Consider the following 15,287-nt stretch of genomic DNA (forward strand, 5'->3'; position numbering starts at 1 on the left):
CCTGCCCCCGCGCCCACTGTCTTCCCCAAAAACGCGAAAACGCCGCCCCGGGGGGCGGCGCATCATCTGTTCTGCTGAGGGCGGATCGTTGGGCCCGCCCCGCCGATCACTCGGCGGCGGCGCTGCTGGATCCGTCCGAGCCGCTGTCGCCCGAACCGCCGTGGCTGTCCGAACCGCCATCGCCGGGGGCCTCGCCACCTTCGTCGCGGGGCTTGCGGGCGCGGCGCGGCTTGGGTGCGGGACGTGCCTCGGCGTCGGTCTCGGCGGCGTCATCGGATTTGGGCTTGGGCTTGCGGCTGCGCTTGGGCTTGGTGCGAGCCTCGCCCTCGGGGGCGCGATCCTCGTCCCGGCGGGCGCGGGCGCCGCTGCTTTCGGGGGTTTCGACCAGGCCGCTGTCGGCGCTCTCGCCGCCCAGGTCCAAGATGTCGGGCTGTTCGCCGCTGCCGTCCGAACCGTCGTGGCCGTTGCCGCCATTGTCGCGCGACTGGCCGTTGCCCTGCTGGTTCTGGTTCTGACCCTGCGGGTTCTGGCCAGAGCGTCCCTGCTGCTGTTCCTGCTGCTCGCGGCGGGCATCGGCCTCGCGCTGCGCCTCACCCAGCATGCGGGTATAATGTTCGGCGTGCTGGGCGAAATTCTCGGCCGCGACCCGGTCGTTGCTGAGCTGCGCGTCACGGGTCAGCTGGGTGTATTTCTCGATGATCTGCTGGGGGGTGCCGCGCACTTTCCCTTCGGGACCGGAGCTGTCGAACACGCGGTTGACGATGTTTCCGACAGACCTGTTGCGATTACCCTTCGAGCGAGAGCGTGACTTGGAAGATCTCATGGTGTTTTGATCGCCTATCCTGGCAGTGGGTCGGTTTTTCGTCTCGACGATCCGGGTTAGGGCGTAAAGATCCGACTTTTGGCTAGAGTTTTGCAGGGTAGGCAACCCGTGGCCGCCCGACATCCCGCGCGACCAGTAACCACGGCAGGGCAGATTATACAAGCTGGAAGTGCGTTTTTTTGCCGCCGCACACGTTCCGGGCGGCTTATCGGGGCATTTTTGCGAATTTCCGCTGTCAAAAAACCCCGAATCTCACGCAAGCCGCGCCTGCACCACCCGGTCGCGACCGTCCATGTCGCGCAGCACCGGACCGCATTCCAGGCCCGCATCCTGCAAAAGCGCCGCGACGCCTTCGGCCTGTGCCGGGCCGATCTCGCAAAGAAAACGGCCGCCGGGGCGCAGGTGGGTGCAGAGCCCCGCCGCGATCCGGCGATAGGCCGCCAGCCCGTCGTCGCCGGGCGTCAGGGCAAGTCCCGGCTCCCACAGGCGCACGCCGGGGGCCAGGGCCTCGTATTCGTCGGTCGGGATGTAGGGCGGGTTCGAGACGATGAGGTCGAAACCACCCTCGACAGCCGCATACCAGTCCGAGACCTCCAGCCGCGCGCGGTCAGCGACGCCCAGCGCCAGCGCGTTCTCGCGCGCGACCTCGAGGGCCGGTGCCGACAGATCGACACCCATGCCGGTGGCGCCCGGCGCCTCGGCCAGCAGGGTCAGAAGGATACAGCCCGTGCCGGTGCCCAGGTCCAGCACCCTCTCGAAGGGCTCGCCCAGGGCAGCGGCGATCAGCACCTCGGTCTCGGGGCGCGGGTCCAGCACGTCGCGGGTGACGCGGAACTCGCGGCCCCAGAAAAGGCGGCTGCCGACGATCTGCGAGACGGGGCGCGCGTGGGCACGTTCTTGCAGGGCGGCGTCGAAACGGGCCAGTTGCGCGGGGCTGAGCGGGTCCTGCAACACCAGGGTCAGGCGATCGGCCCCCACCCCCATGGCGTGGGCCAGAAGTCGACGGGCGTCGCGCGCCGCCCCCTCGATCCCCGCTTGCCGAAGGTCGGCCACGGCCCGGGCCAGCGCCTGGGCGGCGATCATTGCTCCATCTCGGCCAGGCGGCGGGCCTGATCCTCCTCGATCAGCGAGTCGATGATCTCGTCCAGGTCCCCCTGCATCACCTGATCCAGCTTGTAGAGGGTCAGGTTGATGCGGTGGTCGGTCATCCGCCCTTGGGGGAAGTTGTAGGTGCGGATCCGCTCGGACCGGTCGCCCGAGCCCACCTGCGCCTTGCGGTCGGCGGCGCGGGCGCTGTCGACCTTCTGACGCTCGGCGTCGTAAAGCCGGGCGCGCAGCACCTGCATCGCGATCTCGCGGTTGCGGTGCTGGGATTTCTCGGAGCTGGTGACGACGATGCCGCTGGGGATGTGGGTGATCCGCACGGCCGAGTCGGTCGTGTTCACGTGCTGCCCCCCGGCCCCCGAGGCGCGCATCGTGTCGATGCGGATGTCGGTGGAGGGGATGTCAATATCGACTTCCTCGGCCTCGGGCAGGACGGCGACGGTGGCGGCCGATGTGTGAATGCGGCCGCCGGATTCGGTCGAGGGCACGCGCTGCACCCGGTGGACGCCGGATTCGAACTTCAGCCGGGCAAAGACCCCCTGCCCGCGCACGTTGGCGACAAGCTCCTTCAGGCCGCCCAGCTCGGTCAGGCTTTCCTCGATGACCGAGACGGACCAGCCGCGCCCTTCGGCGTAGCGCTGATACATGCGCCACAGGTCGCCGGCGAAGAGTGCTGCCTCCTCACCGCCGGTGCCGGGGCGGATCTCGACGATGGCGGCGCGTTCGTCGGCGGCGTCCTTGGGAAGAAGGGCCAGGCGCACGGCGGCCTCGGCCTCGGGCAGACGGGTGCGCAGGGCCGGCAGTTCATCTTCGGCCAGGGCGCGCATCTCGGGGTCGTCCAGCATCGCCTCGGCCTCGGCGATATCGGCGATCAGGCGGTTGTACCCCTCGACCTGTTCGACCACGGGGCGCAGGGCCGCATACTCGCGGCCAAGCTGCGCGATATCGCCCGAGCCCTGGGACATGCGGGCTTCGATATACTGAAACCGCTCGAGTATCTGGGCGAGTTTGTCTGCTGGAACCATGGGTTTCGTCTGTCCCATTCCCGGGATTTGGTCAAGAGCGCAGGCCGCCCCGAAGGCGACCCGCAAAGGGGTGCGGCCCGAGCGGTTTGCCGCCCCGGTGTTGTCTGGTGGGCGCGCTCAGCGATCACCGGCCAGTTGGGCCGCCCAAGCGTCAAGTCGCGCCTGGTTGACGCCCAGGTCGGACCGTCCGAACCGCTGGCGTGCATGGGCACGCACGCCGCCCGGCACGGCCTGAAGGGTGGTGTAATCGGGAAAGCCGATCCAAGCGGAGCGGCTTTCATAGGTCACCAGCCCCTCGCCCGGCGACCCCGCGATCGGGCGGGTACGCGGCCAAGCCCGCGCGATGCGGTCCATCTGTTCCAGACTGACGCCGGCAAAGTCGCGCACCGCGCCCTGGACAGTGCCGGCATCCCCGTGGACCTGCTGGGGCGGCGGGCGGTGCCAGCGGGCGGGATCGACCGGGGCCAGACGCACGTAGGCCACGACCCCCGCCGCAGCCAACCCTGCGCCCAACCCCGCGATCATCGCTGTCAGCACCGCCAGCCGCCCTGCCCTCATGCCCCCGAGGACGAGCCCTGTCGCGTCCCCCGCCGGGTCCAGCCCCAGAGGCAGATCAGTTCCATTGCGACATGGGCGCCGGCAACGGCGGTGATGTTGCCGTGGTCGAACGGCGGAGAGACCTCGACCACATCGCCGCCGACCATGTTGATGCCCGCAAGCTCGCGCATCAGGATGGCGACCTGCGCGCTGCTCAGCCCGCCCCAGACGGGGGTGCCGGTGCCGGGGGCATGGGCCGGATCCAGGCAGTCGATGTCGAAGGTGACGTAGGTCTTGGCGTCACCCAGGATGCCGCGCACCTGCTCGGCGATGGCGGCGGGGCCACGCTCGTGCACCTGGCGGGCGTCGATCACGGTGATGCCCAGGGTGTCGGCATTCTCGGTGCGGATGCCCACCTGGACCGAGCGGGCGGGATCGATCAGCCCTTCCTTCACGGCCTTGTAGAACATGGTGCCGTGGTCGATCCGCTCCATGTCGTCATCGGCCCAGGTGTCGGTGTGGGCGTCGAACTGCAACAGGGCCAGGGGACCGAACTTCTTGGCATAGGCCCGCAGGACCGGGAACGAGATGTAGTGATCCCCCCCCAGCGTGATCGAGGCCGCACCCGCATCCAGGATCCCCGCGATATGCGATTGCAGCCGGGCGGGGAAATCCACCACCCGGGCATAGTCGAAGGCCATGTCGCCGTAATCGGCCACGGCGAATTCCGACAGCGGATCGAAGCCCCAGCCATAGGGCGGGTCATAGGGTTGCAGGGTCGATGCCTCGCGGATGGCGCGGGGGCCAAGGCGGGTGCCGGTGCGGTTGGTCACCGCCTGGTCGAAGGGCACGCCCGTGACGGCGATGTCCACGCCCGTCAGGTCCTTGGTATAGCGCCGTCGCAGGAAGGACGTGGCGCCCCCGAACGCGTTCTCGAAGGCCAGCCCGCGCAGATCCTGCCGGGTGAAGGCGCCGTCCACTTCCCGCGCCGCGTCTTCAAGTGCCATCCCAATTCTCCTTGGTAAGATGCCGCCACCGCCGTCGGTGGTCCGGGCACTGGTTGCGGGCGCAAATGCGCGCCCCGTCAAAAAAAGGGGGCACGCATCGGCGCACCCCCTTTTCGATCTTGGTCCGGGGATCGCGGGACCCCCGGGGCGGCGTGGCCGCTCAGGCGCGGGCCTTGCCGATCATCTTCCAGGCCGCAGGCACCAGCAGGGCCGCCAGGGCAAGCTTGATCGCGTCGCCGATCAGGAAGGGCGTCAGGCCCCATTCCAGGATCGGCTTGTCCCAGCCGTAAAGCTGACCCAGCCACAGCAGGCCGGGCACGTAGATCAGCGCGTTGCCGACCAGCAGGGCCAGGGCCATGCCGCCGACGGAGCGGTCCAGGCCGCGACGGGCGGCGAAGCCCAGCGCCAGGGTTGCAAGGACATAGCCCACCAGATAGCCGCCGGTGCCGCCCATCATGTAGGTCAGGCCGGCCTTCTCGGCGGTCGAGCTGGCGAAGACGTCGAAGCCCGCGGCGCCGACAAGCATGTAGCCAAGGATGGTCACCAGGCCCAGGCGCGGACCGTAGGCGGCGCCGATCGTCAGCACGGCGAAAGTGCCCATGGTGATGGGAACCGGCCACATCGGGACCTTGATCTTGGCGGCGATGGCCAGGGCGGCGACGCCCAGGATCACCAGGGCGGCCTGCTTGGCCAGCAGGGCGGTGCCGTTGCGGGGACCGAAAGCCTCGGCCAGGACCCGGTCGTTCAGCGCTGCGGATGCCATCGCGTTCTCCTCGTGAATGTGCAAGTCCGGGCTTTTTGCCGCAGAAACCCGTGGCGCGCAAGATTATTCCGGCGCGGGCGCGGTGCCCTTGGGCGGTTCGGAACGCCCTTTTTCACAGCTGCTGCGACGCCCCTCGGCACCCCCTTCAACCAAGGCGGGTATAGCTCGACTCGATCCGGTAATCCTTGCGCGGGCCGCGCACCGTCCAGGTCGCGCCCCAGGACGGCCAGCGGGTGAAATTGTAGCTGACGTAATACATGTCCGGCGGGCAGTGGTGGCTGGCCTCGGGCATGGTCAGCGCCAGCGAGAAGCGGTGGAACGGACGGCCATCCTCGAAAAAGACCCAGACGCCATCGCCGTCGGGCTGCCAGAGGTAGCTGCGGGTGGCGATCATCGGCGGCTGGCCGGGAAATTCCAGGCGCCCCTCCTCATCATAGGCGATGTCGGCGCCTTGGGGCCGCATCACCGCCTCGCCCTCAAGGCGGGATTCCTGTCCCGTCAGCCGGTCGTGGATGCGCCGGTCGAGCCGCCAGCGGCCAATGAATGCATCGGGCGTCAGGACCTGGCCACCGGGGGCCGCGTCATGCGCGTCATCGGGATCGCGGGCATCCGCGCCCCGCGCCGCCGCGCGTTCCGATTTATGCCCGTTTCTGCGCCCGTCCATTTTCAGCCTCGTCAGTCGCCTGCCCTTTCCGGGACAAATCTAGGTCATGTGGGCGGCCGTGGCAAAGACCAGTTGCGATCCTGCCCCGTGGCCAGCCGCCGCACGCCCGCCTTCTACGCCCCCCTTCTACGCCCGGGTGCTTAACAAGCCCTCTCGGGCCGCCGTTCGGCCGTGGACCTGCACCCCTGCGGCGTGCTGCGGCTTGCCCATGCGGGGGCAACCGTCTAAGACGCCTGCGCCCACGTCCGCCATCATCCCATGCAGAAAAGGTGTGCTGCCCATGATCCCCCGTTATTCCCGTCCCGAAATGGTCGCCATCTGGTCCCCCGAGACCAAGTTCCGCATCTGGTACGAGATCGAGGCCCACGCCTGCGACGCCCAGGCCGATCTGGGGGTGATCCCACGCGACAACGCCGCCGCCGTCTGGAAGGCCCGCGACGTGGAATTCGACGTGGCCCGCATCGACGAGATCGAAGCTGTCACCAAGCATGACGTCATCGCCTTCCTGACCCATCTGGCCGAGATCATCGGCAACGACGAGGCGCGGTTCGTGCATCAGGGCATGACCAGCTCGGACGTGCTGGACACCACGTTCAACGTGCAACTTGTCCGCGCGACCGACCTGTTGCTGGCGGACATGGACAAGCTGCTTGACGCGCTCAAGCGCCGCGCGCTGGAGCACAAGGACACCGTCCGCATCGGCCGCAGCCACGGCATCCATGCCGAGCCGACGACGATGGGCCTGACCTTCGCCCGTTTCTACGCCGAGATGGACCGCAATCGCACCCGGCTGCGTGCCGCCCGCGCCGAGATCGCCACCGGCGCCATCTCGGGTGCTGTCGGCACCTTCGCCAACATCGACCCCGCGGTCGAGGCCCATGTCTGCGAGAAGCTGGGCCTTGAGCCCGAGCCGATCAGCACCCAGGTCATCCCCCGCGACCGTCACGCGGCCTTCTTCGCCACGCTGGGCGTCATCGGCTCGTCCATCGAGAACGTCGCGACCGAGATCCGCCACATGCAGCGCACCGAGGTGCTGGAGGCCGAGGAGTTCTTTTCCAAGGGCCAGAAGGGCAGCTCGGCCATGCCGCACAAGCGCAACCCGGTGCTGACCGAGAACCTGACCGGCCTTGCCCGTCTGGTCCGCATGGCCGTGGTGCCCGCGATGGAGAACGTCGCCCTCTGGCATGAGCGGGACATCTCCCACAGCTCGGTCGAGCGCAACATCGGCCCCGACACCACGATCACGCTGGACTTCGCCCTGAACCGGCTGACCCAGGTGATCGACAAGCTGGTGATCTACCCCGACAACATGCTGGCCAACATGAACAAGTTCCGCGGTCTGGTGATGAGCCAGCGGGTGCTTCTGGCCCTGACCCAGGCCGGCGTCAGCCGTGAGGATTCCTACAAGCTAGTGCAGCGCAACGCCATGAAGGTCTGGGAAGAAGGCAAGGATTTCAAGACCGAGCTGCTGGGCGACAAGGAGGTGCTGGCCGCCCTCTCCGCCGAGGAGATCGAGGAGAAGTTCGACCTTGGCTACCACACCAAGCACGTCGACACGATCTTCAAGCGCGTCTTCGGCGACTGATCCGGCCCGGGGCCGCGCCCGCCGGCGTGGCCCCCCTTCGCGCCTCCTACAACCCGGGGCCGCCCCCCTCCCCCCTACATTAGGCCGCCGCGCCCTGCGGCAAGGCTTGGCCGACGGATCGGCCCCTCGCTTCTTCGTGCTTCGTGGGCGGGGCCTCTGCGTGCTATGATGGGAAATCTTTCGCACGAAGGAGGATTTTATGATCAAGAGACTGCTTCCCGTATTGATTTTCGTTCTGAGCCCGATGGCCGCTTTCGCCGAGGGCAGCTGCGACCACGACACCGCCAACCGCTGCGCCGACGGCCAGGTCTGGGATGCCGGGTCGGGCAGCTGCGTGAACCAGACGACGTCCTAGGTTCGGAACATTCCCCCGCCCGGCCAGCCTCGGGGAAAGGGAGAGGCGGCCGGCGGGGATTTTCCGGCGGGAAATCCCGATGGGGATTTGCCCGGCCTCGGGGCCGCGCCCGCCCGGCTTGTGCCCCCTACCCGTCCCTTCCTGAAAATCGGGTCCCCCCAAGGGGATACCCCCCTCGACATAGCGCGCGGGGCGGGTAATCTGTGTCCGACGCCCGCCACCGCAGACGCTGGCGAATGCAGGAGGATCCCGTGACAGAGCCTGAGCAGAAGACCGATCCCATCCCCGAAAGCCTTGCCGCAGGGCGGCGCTGGCACGACATGGGCGGCGACATCAGTGGCGACGGCGGCGGCCCGATCCCGCGCGAAGGCCATGACTATGCCCTGTGGGAAAAGCGCATCGACGCGCTGATGGTGCTGTGCGGTGAGAAGGGATTGATGACCGTCGACGGTCTGCGCCGGGTGCTTGAGGACATGGGGCCGGAGTCCTTCGAGACCATGGGCTATTATGAGCGCTGGATCGCCTCGGTGAACCAGAACCTGCTGGAAGGTGGCGTCTACACCACCGAGGAGTTGGGCACCCGGATGGAGGCCGTCGCCCGGCGCGGCGCCAGCTATGGCGAGGCCGCCGGTGGCTGAGCGTGTCCGCGTCCGTGCCATGATGCCCCCGGGCCATGTCCGCACCCCCGCCTATCTGCGCGGCCGGATCGGCGTGATCGAACGCGAGCTGGGCCGCTTTGCCGACCCCGAGCGCCGGGCCTACAGCCTGCCCTTCGATCAAAGGCGCCTCGTGCGGGTCCGTTTCACCATGGCCGAGATCTGGGGCCCCGATGCCGAGGCCCCCAACGACACCCTTGACGCAGAGATCTTCGAACACTGGCTGGAGCCCGCCTGATGCCCCACGATCACCCCCATTCCCACGACGAGGGCGCCGTTCACAGCCACGAGGGGATGTCCCCCTCGGGCCACCCCTACCGCGCCGACAATGACACGCCGCTGACCTACTGGCAGGTGATGGAAATCGCGATCCGCGAGCTGCTGATCGAGAAGGGCCACACCGACGCGGCCGAGATCACCCGGCAGATCGACCGGATGGACGCGCGCTCACCCGCAGACGGGGCGCGGCTGGTGGCGCGGGCCTGGCACGATCCGGCCTTTCGCGAAAGACTGCTGGCCGACGGCTCGGCCGCCTGCCGCGAGATGGACCTCGACATCGGGCCGATGCACCTGATCGCGGTCGAGAACTCGGAGGCGGTGCACAACCTTGTCGTCTGCACCCTCTGCTCGTGCTACCCGCGCAACCTTCTGGGGCTGCCGCCCGACTGGTACAAGACCCGCGCCTATCGCTCCCGCGCGGTGCGCGAGCCGCGCGCGGTGCTGCGCGAATTCGGGGTGGACCTGCCCGGTGACACGACCGTACGGGTCCACGATTCCACCGCCGACATGCGCTATGTGGTGATCCCTGCCCGCCCGCGTGGCACGGAAGGCTGGTCAGAAACGGAGCTGGCCGCGCTGGTCACCCGCGACAGCATGATCGGCACCGGCCTGCCCCGCCAACCATGAGGACGCCGCGCCCCGCGGGTGCGGGCGCTGCCGCCGGCGCGCTTGAGATCGCCCGCCGCTGGGCTTATGTCGGGCGGCATTGACCGCACGGGCACGCGCCAGGCCCCGCGCCGCCACCGATGTCACCAGGGATGATTGCATGAAGCGCAGAGCCAACGAGGGACGTTCCAGACGGGAATGGGTCGTGGACCGGCTTCTGCGCGGCGCGCTCTGGGCTGCCGGCCGCCTGCCCTACGAGACCCGGGTGCGCCTGTTCGGGCGGCTGGTCTCGCGGGTGGTGGCGCCGCTGGCGGGCTATAACCGGAGGGTGCGCGACAACCTGGCCCTGGTCTGCCCCGACATGCCCGAGGACGAGGTGGCCCGCCTGTGCCGCGACGTCGCCGACAACGCCGGCCGCACCATGATCGAGATCTACTCGGGCGACGAGTTCGTCGAGCGCATCGCGCGCATGCCGATGACCGGCCCGGGGCAGAAGGTGCTGGAAAAGGCCCGCGACGAGGGGCGGCCGGCGATCATCGTCACCGGGCATTTCGGCAATTACGACGCCTCTCGCGCCGCGCTGATCGCCAGAGGATTCCGGGTCGGTGCCCTCTATCGCCCCATGAACAATGCCTTTTTCAACGAGCATTACGTCGCCGCCATGGGCCGCATCGGCAAGCCGATCTTCCCGCGCGGGCGGCGGGGCTATGGCAATCTGCTGCGCTTCGTCCGTGATGGCGGCATGGCGGGGTTCTTGGTAGATCAATACGTCGCCAGCGGCGCCGACGTGACCTTCTTCGGCCAGCTTGCCCCGACAGCCCTCTCGGCGGCCGAGCTGGCGCTGAAATACGACGCGCCGCTTGTGCCCACCTACGGCGTGCGACAGCCCGACGGCGTCTCGTTCGAGATCGTCGTCGAAGAGGCGATCCCCCACACCGACGCGGTGACCATGACCCAGGCGCTGAACGACAGCCTCGAGGCCATCACCCGCAAGCATATGGACCAGTGGTTCTGGATCCACCGCCGGTGGAAACCCTATCGTCAGTGGATGCGCGAGACCGCCAGCACGGGGCCGTAACCGGCCTCCTGGATGATCACGACCGCCGGGCCCTTGCCGGCAAGCGGCACGTTCACATCCAGCGGCGCGGCGCCGTCCCAGTTTTCCCTGTAGTCCCAGCCCGAGACGATGTTGGCATAGGTGATCGTCTTGCCGGCGTTCTCGCCGCGCTGGATCTCGACCTTGCGGCTGGGGATGTAGCGCAGGACCTGCACGACCGCCTCGCGTCCCAGGGGGGCGCCTGCGCTCGCGCGGATGCGCAGGCCGTTGGCGGTCTTCTCGACGGACAGGTCGACCGCTTCGGCCTCGGCCTTATGGGCTTCGATCAGGGCATTGACGGGGGCCGGCTTGGTGCCGGTGACGTGGTCCTTGCCGTCGACGACCATGTGCGGGGTATAAATCATTCGCGTCCCGGCGGCCTTGGCATAGCCCTTCTGCCGCGCGGTGTGACCGGGGATGGCAAAGCCATCCTTCCAGCCGATGTAGTCCCAGTAATCCACGTGCAGCGCCAGCGCGACAACATCGTCGCGCTTGGCCAGCTCGGTCAGCATCTCGTCGGCGGGCGGGCATGCCGAGCAGCCCTGCGAGGTGAAAAGCTCGACCAGCACGGGCGATCCGGCCCAGGCGACGGGGGCAAGCGGCAGGGCCAGCGCCGCCGCGGCGGCCAGAGCGCGCAACAGCCCCATGGGGCGACGGGCGAACCGGCGTTTGCCACCTGTCCGGCCCGGAAGCTTGCAAAGGGACGCGAGTCCAGACGGCTGCGGCTTCATGCGGTAACTCACTTCCCTGTCGCTGTGCATGCCAGTTAGATACGCAAGCACAGTGATCCTTGCCAATCAAGGTTTTGAGAGGGTGGTTTCAGCCGGCCGTGATGTTTGCGCCGCGCCCTGTCCGCCCCCCGCCCCTTCAGATCGGCGCCGCCGAATGGCCCGCTCCGGGTCCCGTCCAGACCCTGCCCCGCGCAGCGTTTCCACCCCCCGCGTCCCGGCGCCACAGTGCGGCAAAAACGCGCCGCGCCGGGGCCTGCCTGCGCGACTCGGACGCCCGTCAGTGCCCATTCTGGCCAGAAAAACAGACCGGTTGCGCGTTTTTTGCGCGCAGCGCCCCCCGTCCCATGGGCGGAAGTGGGGATTTGCGCGAATTTCTGCACACTACAGTATACAATTTGCCGGCCCGCCTCTTGATCGCGCCCCTGTGTTGGGGCATAGCCGCCCCAAGGAATATCATTCGCCAGCCGAGGGAGGCCCGCAAAATGACGATTACCGTCGGACAAGACAGCTCCAACACCCGCAAGACCCTGAACGTCGGCGGCTCCAGCTTTGCCTATTACTCGATCGCCGCCGCCGAGGCCGCCGGCCTGGGCAGTTTCGGCAACCTCCCGGCCGTGCTCAAGGTGGTGCTGGAGAACCTGCTGCGCTTCGAGGACGGGATCACCGTCAGCCAGGACGACATCCGCGCCTTCTCCGAATGGGGCGCCAACGGCGGCCGCAACCCGCGCGAGATCGCCTATCGCCCGGCCCGCGTCCTGATGCAGGATTTCACCGGCGTTCCGGCCGTGGTCGACCTGGCCGCGATGCGCGACGGCATTGTCGCCCTGGGCGGTGACGCGCAGAAGATCAACCCGCTGAACCCCGTCGATCTGGTCATCGACCACTCGGTCATGATCGACGAGTTCGGCAACCCCCGCGCCTTCCAGATGAACGTCGACCGCGAGTATGAGCGCAACCTGGAACGCTATACCTTCCTCAAGTGGGGCCAGAAGGCGTTCAACAACTTCCGCGTCGTCCCCCCTGGCACCGGCATCTGTCACCAGGTGAACCTGGAATACCTGTCGCGCACCGTCTGGTCGGACACCGACCAGAACGGCGAGATGGTCGCCTATCCCGACACGCTGGTCGGCACCGACAGCCATACCACCATGGTCAACGGCGCCGCCGTCCTGGGCTGGGGCGTGGGCGGGATCGAGGCCGAGGCCGCCATGCTTGGTCAGCCCATCTCGATGCTGATCCCCGAGGTCATCGGCTTCAAGCTGACCGGCAAGATGGTCGAGGGCACCACCGCCACCGACCTGGTGCTGCGCGTCGTGCAGATGCTGCGTGAGAAGGGCGTCGTCGGCAAGTTCGTCGAGTTCTACGGCGATGGGTTGGACACGGTGCCCCTGGCAGACCGTGCCACCATCGGCAACATGGCCCCCGAATACGGCGCCACCTGCGGCTTCTTCCCGATCGATGACGAGACCCTGCGCTACCTGACCCAGACCGGCCGCGACGAAGAGACGATCGCCTTGGTCGAAGCCTATGCCAAGGAAAACGGCATGTGGCGCAACCCCGGCTACGCGCCCGTCTATACCGACACGCTCGAGCTGGACATGGGCACCGTGGTTCCCGCCATCTCGGGCCCCAAGCGGCCCCAGGACCATATCGCGCTGACCTCCGCCGCCACCGCCTTCGGCGATTACGTCAAGGGTGTGCGCAACGGGCAGGATGCGTCCGCCAGCGCCGAGATCCGCTGGGAAGGCGAAGGCGGCCAGCCCGAGCCGCAGGACATCCCCGGCGACGAGGGCCACCACCAGCGCGGCTATGTGCAGACCGACGACGGCCACTACCAGCTGCACGACGGCTCGATCGTGATCGCCTCGATCACCTCCTGCACCAACACCTCGAACCCCTATGTGATGATCGGCGCGGGCCTCGTGGCCCGCAAGGCGCGTGCGCTTGGCCTGACCCGCAAGCCCTGGGTCAAGACCTCGCTCGCCCCCGGCAGCCAGGTCGTCTCGGCCTATCTCGAGGCCGCCAACCTGCAAGAGGATCTGGACGCCATCGGCTTCAACCTCGTGGGCTACGGCTGCACCACCTGCATCGGCAACTCGGGCCCGCTGGAGCCCGAGATCTCGAAGGCGATCAACGACTATGACCTGATCGCCACCTCGGTGCTGTCGGGCAACCGCAACTTCGAGGGCCGGATCAGCCCCGACGTGCGCGCCAACTACCTGGCCTCGCCGCCGCTGGTGGTGGCCTATGCGCTGGTGGGCGACATGAACGTCGACATCGCCACCGCGTCGCTGGGCAAGGACAAGGACGGCAACGACGTCTACCTCAAGGACATCTGGCCCTCGGCCGCCGAAATCTCGGAGCTGGTGGAAAAGACCGTCACCCGCGAGGCGTTCCAGTCGAAATACGCCGATGTCTTCAAGGGCGACGAGAAGTGGCAGGCGGTCAAGACCACCGACAGCCAGACCTACGACTGGCCGGCCAGCTCGACCTACATCCAGAACCCGCCCTACTTCCGCGACATGCCCGCCGAGGCCGGCACGATCTCGGACGTGAAAGACGCCCGCGTTCTGGCGATCCTGGGTGACATGGTGACCACCGACCACATCAGCCCCGCAGGCTCGTTCAAGGAAACCACCCCTGCCGGCCAGTACCTGACCCAGCGCCAGGTCCCCGTGCGCGAGTTCAACTCCTATGGGTCGCGTCGCGGCAACCACGAGGTGATGATGCGCGGCACCTTCGCCAACATCCGCATCCGCAACGAGATGCTGGACGGGGTCGAAGGCGGCTACACCAAGGGTCCCGACGGCAGCCAGAAGGCCATCTTCGACGCGGCACAGGCCTATCAGGAACAGGGCACGCCGCTGGTGATCGTGGCCGGTGAGCAGTATGGCGCGGGTTCCTCGCGCGACTGGGCGGCCAAGGGCACGGCCCTGCTGGGCGTCAAGGCGGTGATCGCCGAAAGCTACGAGCGGATCCACCGGTCGAACTTGGTCGGCATGGGGGTCATCCCCTTCGAGTTCACGGGCGGCGACAACCGCAAGAGCCTTGGCCTGACCGGCGACGAGACCTTCTCGATCACCGGGCTCGAGGGCGACCTGAAGCCTGGCGCGATGGTGCCCTGCACCATCACCAGCCCCGACGGCACCACCCGCGAGATCCAGCTGAAATGCCGGATCGATACCGTGGTCGAGAAGGAATACGTCGAGAATGGCGGCGTGCTGCACTATGTGCTGCGCGACCTGGCGCGGGCCTGACCTGCGGGGGCGCCGCTGAAGGTGCCCCTCCCCGCCCGCCACGACAGGCCGTGATAGCGAAGGCCCCTGCGCAGAACGCAGGGGCCTTTTTCGTGGCCCTGTCGGACCTGAACGCGAAAGGGCCACGACGATGCCGGGGCCCTTCCCTTGTCTGGGGACCGGCCCGGGTGCTCCCCGGGCCGGCGTATTCCGATCAGGCGTCGGCCTCGTAATAGCCCTCGCCGAAGTAGTCGTAGACACCGTCTCCGAAGTCGACGTAGTCGAACTCCGACCCCGCCCCGTCCGTGCCGGACGCATGTCCAAGCCCGTAGTGGTAGGGAACGTCCGTCTGCCCGGTTTCACCGTCGTAGTAGTAGTAGGCATAGACATTACCGGCCAGCGAGGCGTCGTAGCCCGTGGTTGTCATGTCATAGACGTAGAAGTACCAGCTGCCGCCCGTCTCGGACGCTTCCGTGTGGCTCAGCCCCACGTAGAGACCCTGCGAGCCGTTGTCGTAGACATAGGCGTAGTAGTAGTCGCCGGACACGCTTTCCTGGGCGTAGTAGTAGTAGATACCGGCGGTGCCGCTGACATCGGCCTCGTAGTAGCCATAGCCGAAGTAGTCGTAGGTGCCGCTGCCGAAGTCGACATAGTCGAACTCCGAGCCCAGGCCGTAGGAGCCCGAGGCATAGCCGCTGTCGTAGGAGTATGTGTAAGCGGCCGAGCCGGTCTCGCCGTCGTAATAGTAGTAGGACCAGGTCTCGCCCGAACTGCCCGACGAGCCGGCGTCATAGGCATCGTAGATGTAGTAGGTCCAGGT

At 67.7% G+C, this 15,287-nt stretch carries 16 protein-coding genes; 7 read left to right on the forward strand and 9 right to left on the reverse strand.

Annotated elements, in window-relative coordinates:
- Window positions 1-106 precede the first annotated feature (106 nt).
- From CLV77_RS09480 to CLV77_RS09510, 7 genes are all read right to left on the reverse strand, one after another.
- Entirely contained in the window at window positions 107-823 is a 717-nt protein-coding gene (locus CLV77_RS09480; protein ID WP_076980769.1) for a DUF4167 domain-containing protein, read from the reverse strand.
- A 252-nt stretch (window positions 824-1,075) separates the two neighbouring features.
- Entirely contained in the window at window positions 1,076-1,906 is an 831-nt protein-coding gene (prmC, locus tag CLV77_RS09485; protein WP_076980768.1) for a peptide chain release factor N(5)-glutamine methyltransferase, read from the reverse strand.
- A complete protein-coding gene (gene prfA / locus CLV77_RS09490) occupies window positions 1,903-2,952 on the reverse strand; it encodes a peptide chain release factor 1 (protein ID WP_076980767.1) in 1,050 nt (349 codons plus the stop codon). The genes prmC and prfA overlap by 4 nt, the downstream gene beginning before the upstream one ends.
- Before the next feature lie 117 nt (window positions 2,953-3,069).
- The gene (locus tag CLV77_RS09495) at window positions 3,070-3,510 is read right to left on the reverse strand and encodes a DUF1499 domain-containing protein (protein ID WP_244901592.1); all 441 of its coding nucleotides are present in this window, start codon (window positions 3,508-3,510) and stop codon (window positions 3,070-3,072) included.
- A complete protein-coding gene (gene speB, locus CLV77_RS09500) occupies window positions 3,507-4,496 on the reverse strand; it encodes an agmatinase (RefSeq protein ID WP_076980766.1) in 990 nt (329 codons plus the stop codon). Before speB ends, CLV77_RS09495 begins: the two co-directional genes overlap by 4 nt.
- A gap of 160 nt (window positions 4,497-4,656) precedes the next feature.
- Entirely contained in the window at window positions 4,657-5,259 is a 603-nt protein-coding gene (locus CLV77_RS09505; RefSeq protein ID WP_076980765.1) for a biotin transporter BioY, read from the reverse strand.
- Between the two features lie 145 nt (window positions 5,260-5,404).
- Window positions 5,405-5,923 (reverse strand): DUF6314 family protein, encoded by a 519-nt coding sequence (locus tag CLV77_RS09510; RefSeq protein WP_100053031.1) that lies wholly within the window; start codon window positions 5,921-5,923, stop codon window positions 5,405-5,407.
- Between the two features lie 280 nt (window positions 5,924-6,203).
- Here CLV77_RS09510 and purB point away from each other — a divergent pair, with 280 nt between their 5' ends.
- The 6 genes from purB (at window position 6,204) to CLV77_RS09535 (ending at window position 10,482) form a co-directional block, all read left to right on the forward strand.
- Complete coding sequence (purB, locus tag CLV77_RS09515) at window positions 6,204-7,508, forward strand: adenylosuccinate lyase (RefSeq protein ID WP_076980764.1); 1,305 nt, start codon at window positions 6,204-6,206, stop codon at window positions 7,506-7,508.
- A gap of 199 nt (window positions 7,509-7,707) precedes the next feature.
- Complete coding sequence (locus CLV77_RS16355) at window positions 7,708-7,863, forward strand: hypothetical protein (protein WP_157802038.1); 156 nt, start codon at window positions 7,708-7,710, stop codon at window positions 7,861-7,863.
- Between the two features lie 320 nt (window positions 7,864-8,183).
- Window positions 8,184-8,501, forward strand: coding sequence for an SH3-like domain-containing protein (locus tag CLV77_RS16855; RefSeq protein WP_076981211.1), 318 nt, complete (start codon window positions 8,184-8,186; stop codon window positions 8,499-8,501).
- Complete coding sequence (locus CLV77_RS16860) at window positions 8,494-8,757, forward strand: SH3-like domain-containing protein (RefSeq protein WP_250637774.1); 264 nt, start codon at window positions 8,494-8,496, stop codon at window positions 8,755-8,757. The genes CLV77_RS16855 and CLV77_RS16860 overlap by 8 nt, the downstream gene beginning before the upstream one ends.
- Window positions 8,757-9,425 carry a nitrile hydratase subunit alpha gene (gene nthA, locus CLV77_RS09530; RefSeq protein ID WP_076980762.1) on the forward strand — a complete coding sequence of 223 codons (669 nt, stop codon included), beginning with the start codon at window positions 8,757-8,759 and terminating at the stop codon, window positions 9,423-9,425. The genes CLV77_RS16860 and nthA overlap by 1 nt, the downstream gene beginning before the upstream one ends.
- Before the next feature lie 139 nt (window positions 9,426-9,564).
- Entirely contained in the window at window positions 9,565-10,482 is a 918-nt protein-coding gene (locus CLV77_RS09535) for a lysophospholipid acyltransferase family protein (protein WP_076980761.1), read from the forward strand.
- On the opposite strand, the gene CLV77_RS09540 is transcribed toward CLV77_RS09535, so the two are convergent.
- Entirely contained in the window at window positions 10,446-11,261 is an 816-nt protein-coding gene (locus CLV77_RS09540) for a DUF1223 domain-containing protein (RefSeq protein ID WP_244901593.1), read from the reverse strand. The genes CLV77_RS09535 and CLV77_RS09540 overlap by 37 nt on opposite strands.
- A 452-nt stretch (window positions 11,262-11,713) precedes the next feature.
- Between CLV77_RS09540 and acnA the strand changes: the two genes are divergently transcribed.
- Window positions 11,714-14,488, forward strand: a complete 2,775-nt coding sequence (gene acnA / locus CLV77_RS09545; protein WP_076980759.1) for an aconitate hydratase AcnA — start codon at window positions 11,714-11,716, stop codon at window positions 14,486-14,488.
- A gap of 193 nt (window positions 14,489-14,681) precedes the next feature.
- Here the strand turns inward: acnA and CLV77_RS09550 are convergent.
- Window positions 14,682-15,287: hypothetical protein (locus tag CLV77_RS09550; RefSeq protein WP_211285978.1), on the reverse strand; the 606-nt coding region annotated here is incomplete at its 5' end.

The organism is Brevirhabdus pacifica, assembly GCF_002797755.1.
Taxonomy (GTDB): domain Bacteria; phylum Pseudomonadota; class Alphaproteobacteria; order Rhodobacterales; family Rhodobacteraceae; genus Brevirhabdus; species Brevirhabdus pacifica.

Bases quoted from the DNA above. Each gene is read 5' to 3' on its own strand.
- CLV77_RS09480 (WP_076980769.1), bottom strand. From the start codon at position 823: ATGAGATCTTCCAAGTCACGCTCTCGCTCGAAGGGTAATCGCAACAGG.
- prmC (WP_076980768.1), bottom strand. From the start codon at position 1,906: ATGATCGCCGCCCAGGCGCTGGCCCGGGCCGTGGCCGACCTTCGGCAA.
- prfA (WP_076980767.1), bottom strand. From the start codon at position 2,952: ATGGTTCCAGCAGACAAACTCGCCCAGATACTCGAGCGGTTTCAGTAT.
- CLV77_RS09495 (WP_244901592.1), bottom strand. From the start codon at position 3,510: ATGAGGGCAGGGCGGCTGGCGGTGCTGACAGCGATGATCGCGGGGTTG.
- speB (WP_076980766.1), bottom strand. From the start codon at position 4,496: ATGGCACTTGAAGACGCGGCGCGGGAAGTGGACGGCGCCTTCACCCGG.
- CLV77_RS09505 (WP_076980765.1), bottom strand. From the start codon at position 5,259: ATGGCATCCGCAGCGCTGAACGACCGGGTCCTGGCCGAGGCTTTCGGT.
- CLV77_RS09510 (WP_100053031.1), bottom strand. From the start codon at position 5,923: ATGGACGGGCGCAGAAACGGGCATAAATCGGAACGCGCGGCGGCGCGG.
- purB (WP_076980764.1), top strand. From the start codon at position 6,204: ATGATCCCCCGTTATTCCCGTCCCGAAATGGTCGCCATCTGGTCCCCC.
- CLV77_RS16355 (WP_157802038.1), top strand. From the start codon at position 7,708: ATGATCAAGAGACTGCTTCCCGTATTGATTTTCGTTCTGAGCCCGATG.
- CLV77_RS16855 (WP_076981211.1), top strand. From the start codon at position 8,184: ATGGGCGGCGACATCAGTGGCGACGGCGGCGGCCCGATCCCGCGCGAA.
- nthA (WP_076980762.1), top strand. From the start codon at position 8,757: ATGCCCCACGATCACCCCCATTCCCACGACGAGGGCGCCGTTCACAGC.
- CLV77_RS09535 (WP_076980761.1), top strand. From the start codon at position 9,565: ATGAAGCGCAGAGCCAACGAGGGACGTTCCAGACGGGAATGGGTCGTG.
- CLV77_RS09540 (WP_244901593.1), bottom strand. From the start codon at position 11,261: ATGCACAGCGACAGGGAAGTGAGTTACCGCATGAAGCCGCAGCCGTCT.
- acnA (WP_076980759.1), top strand. From the start codon at position 11,714: ATGACGATTACCGTCGGACAAGACAGCTCCAACACCCGCAAGACCCTG.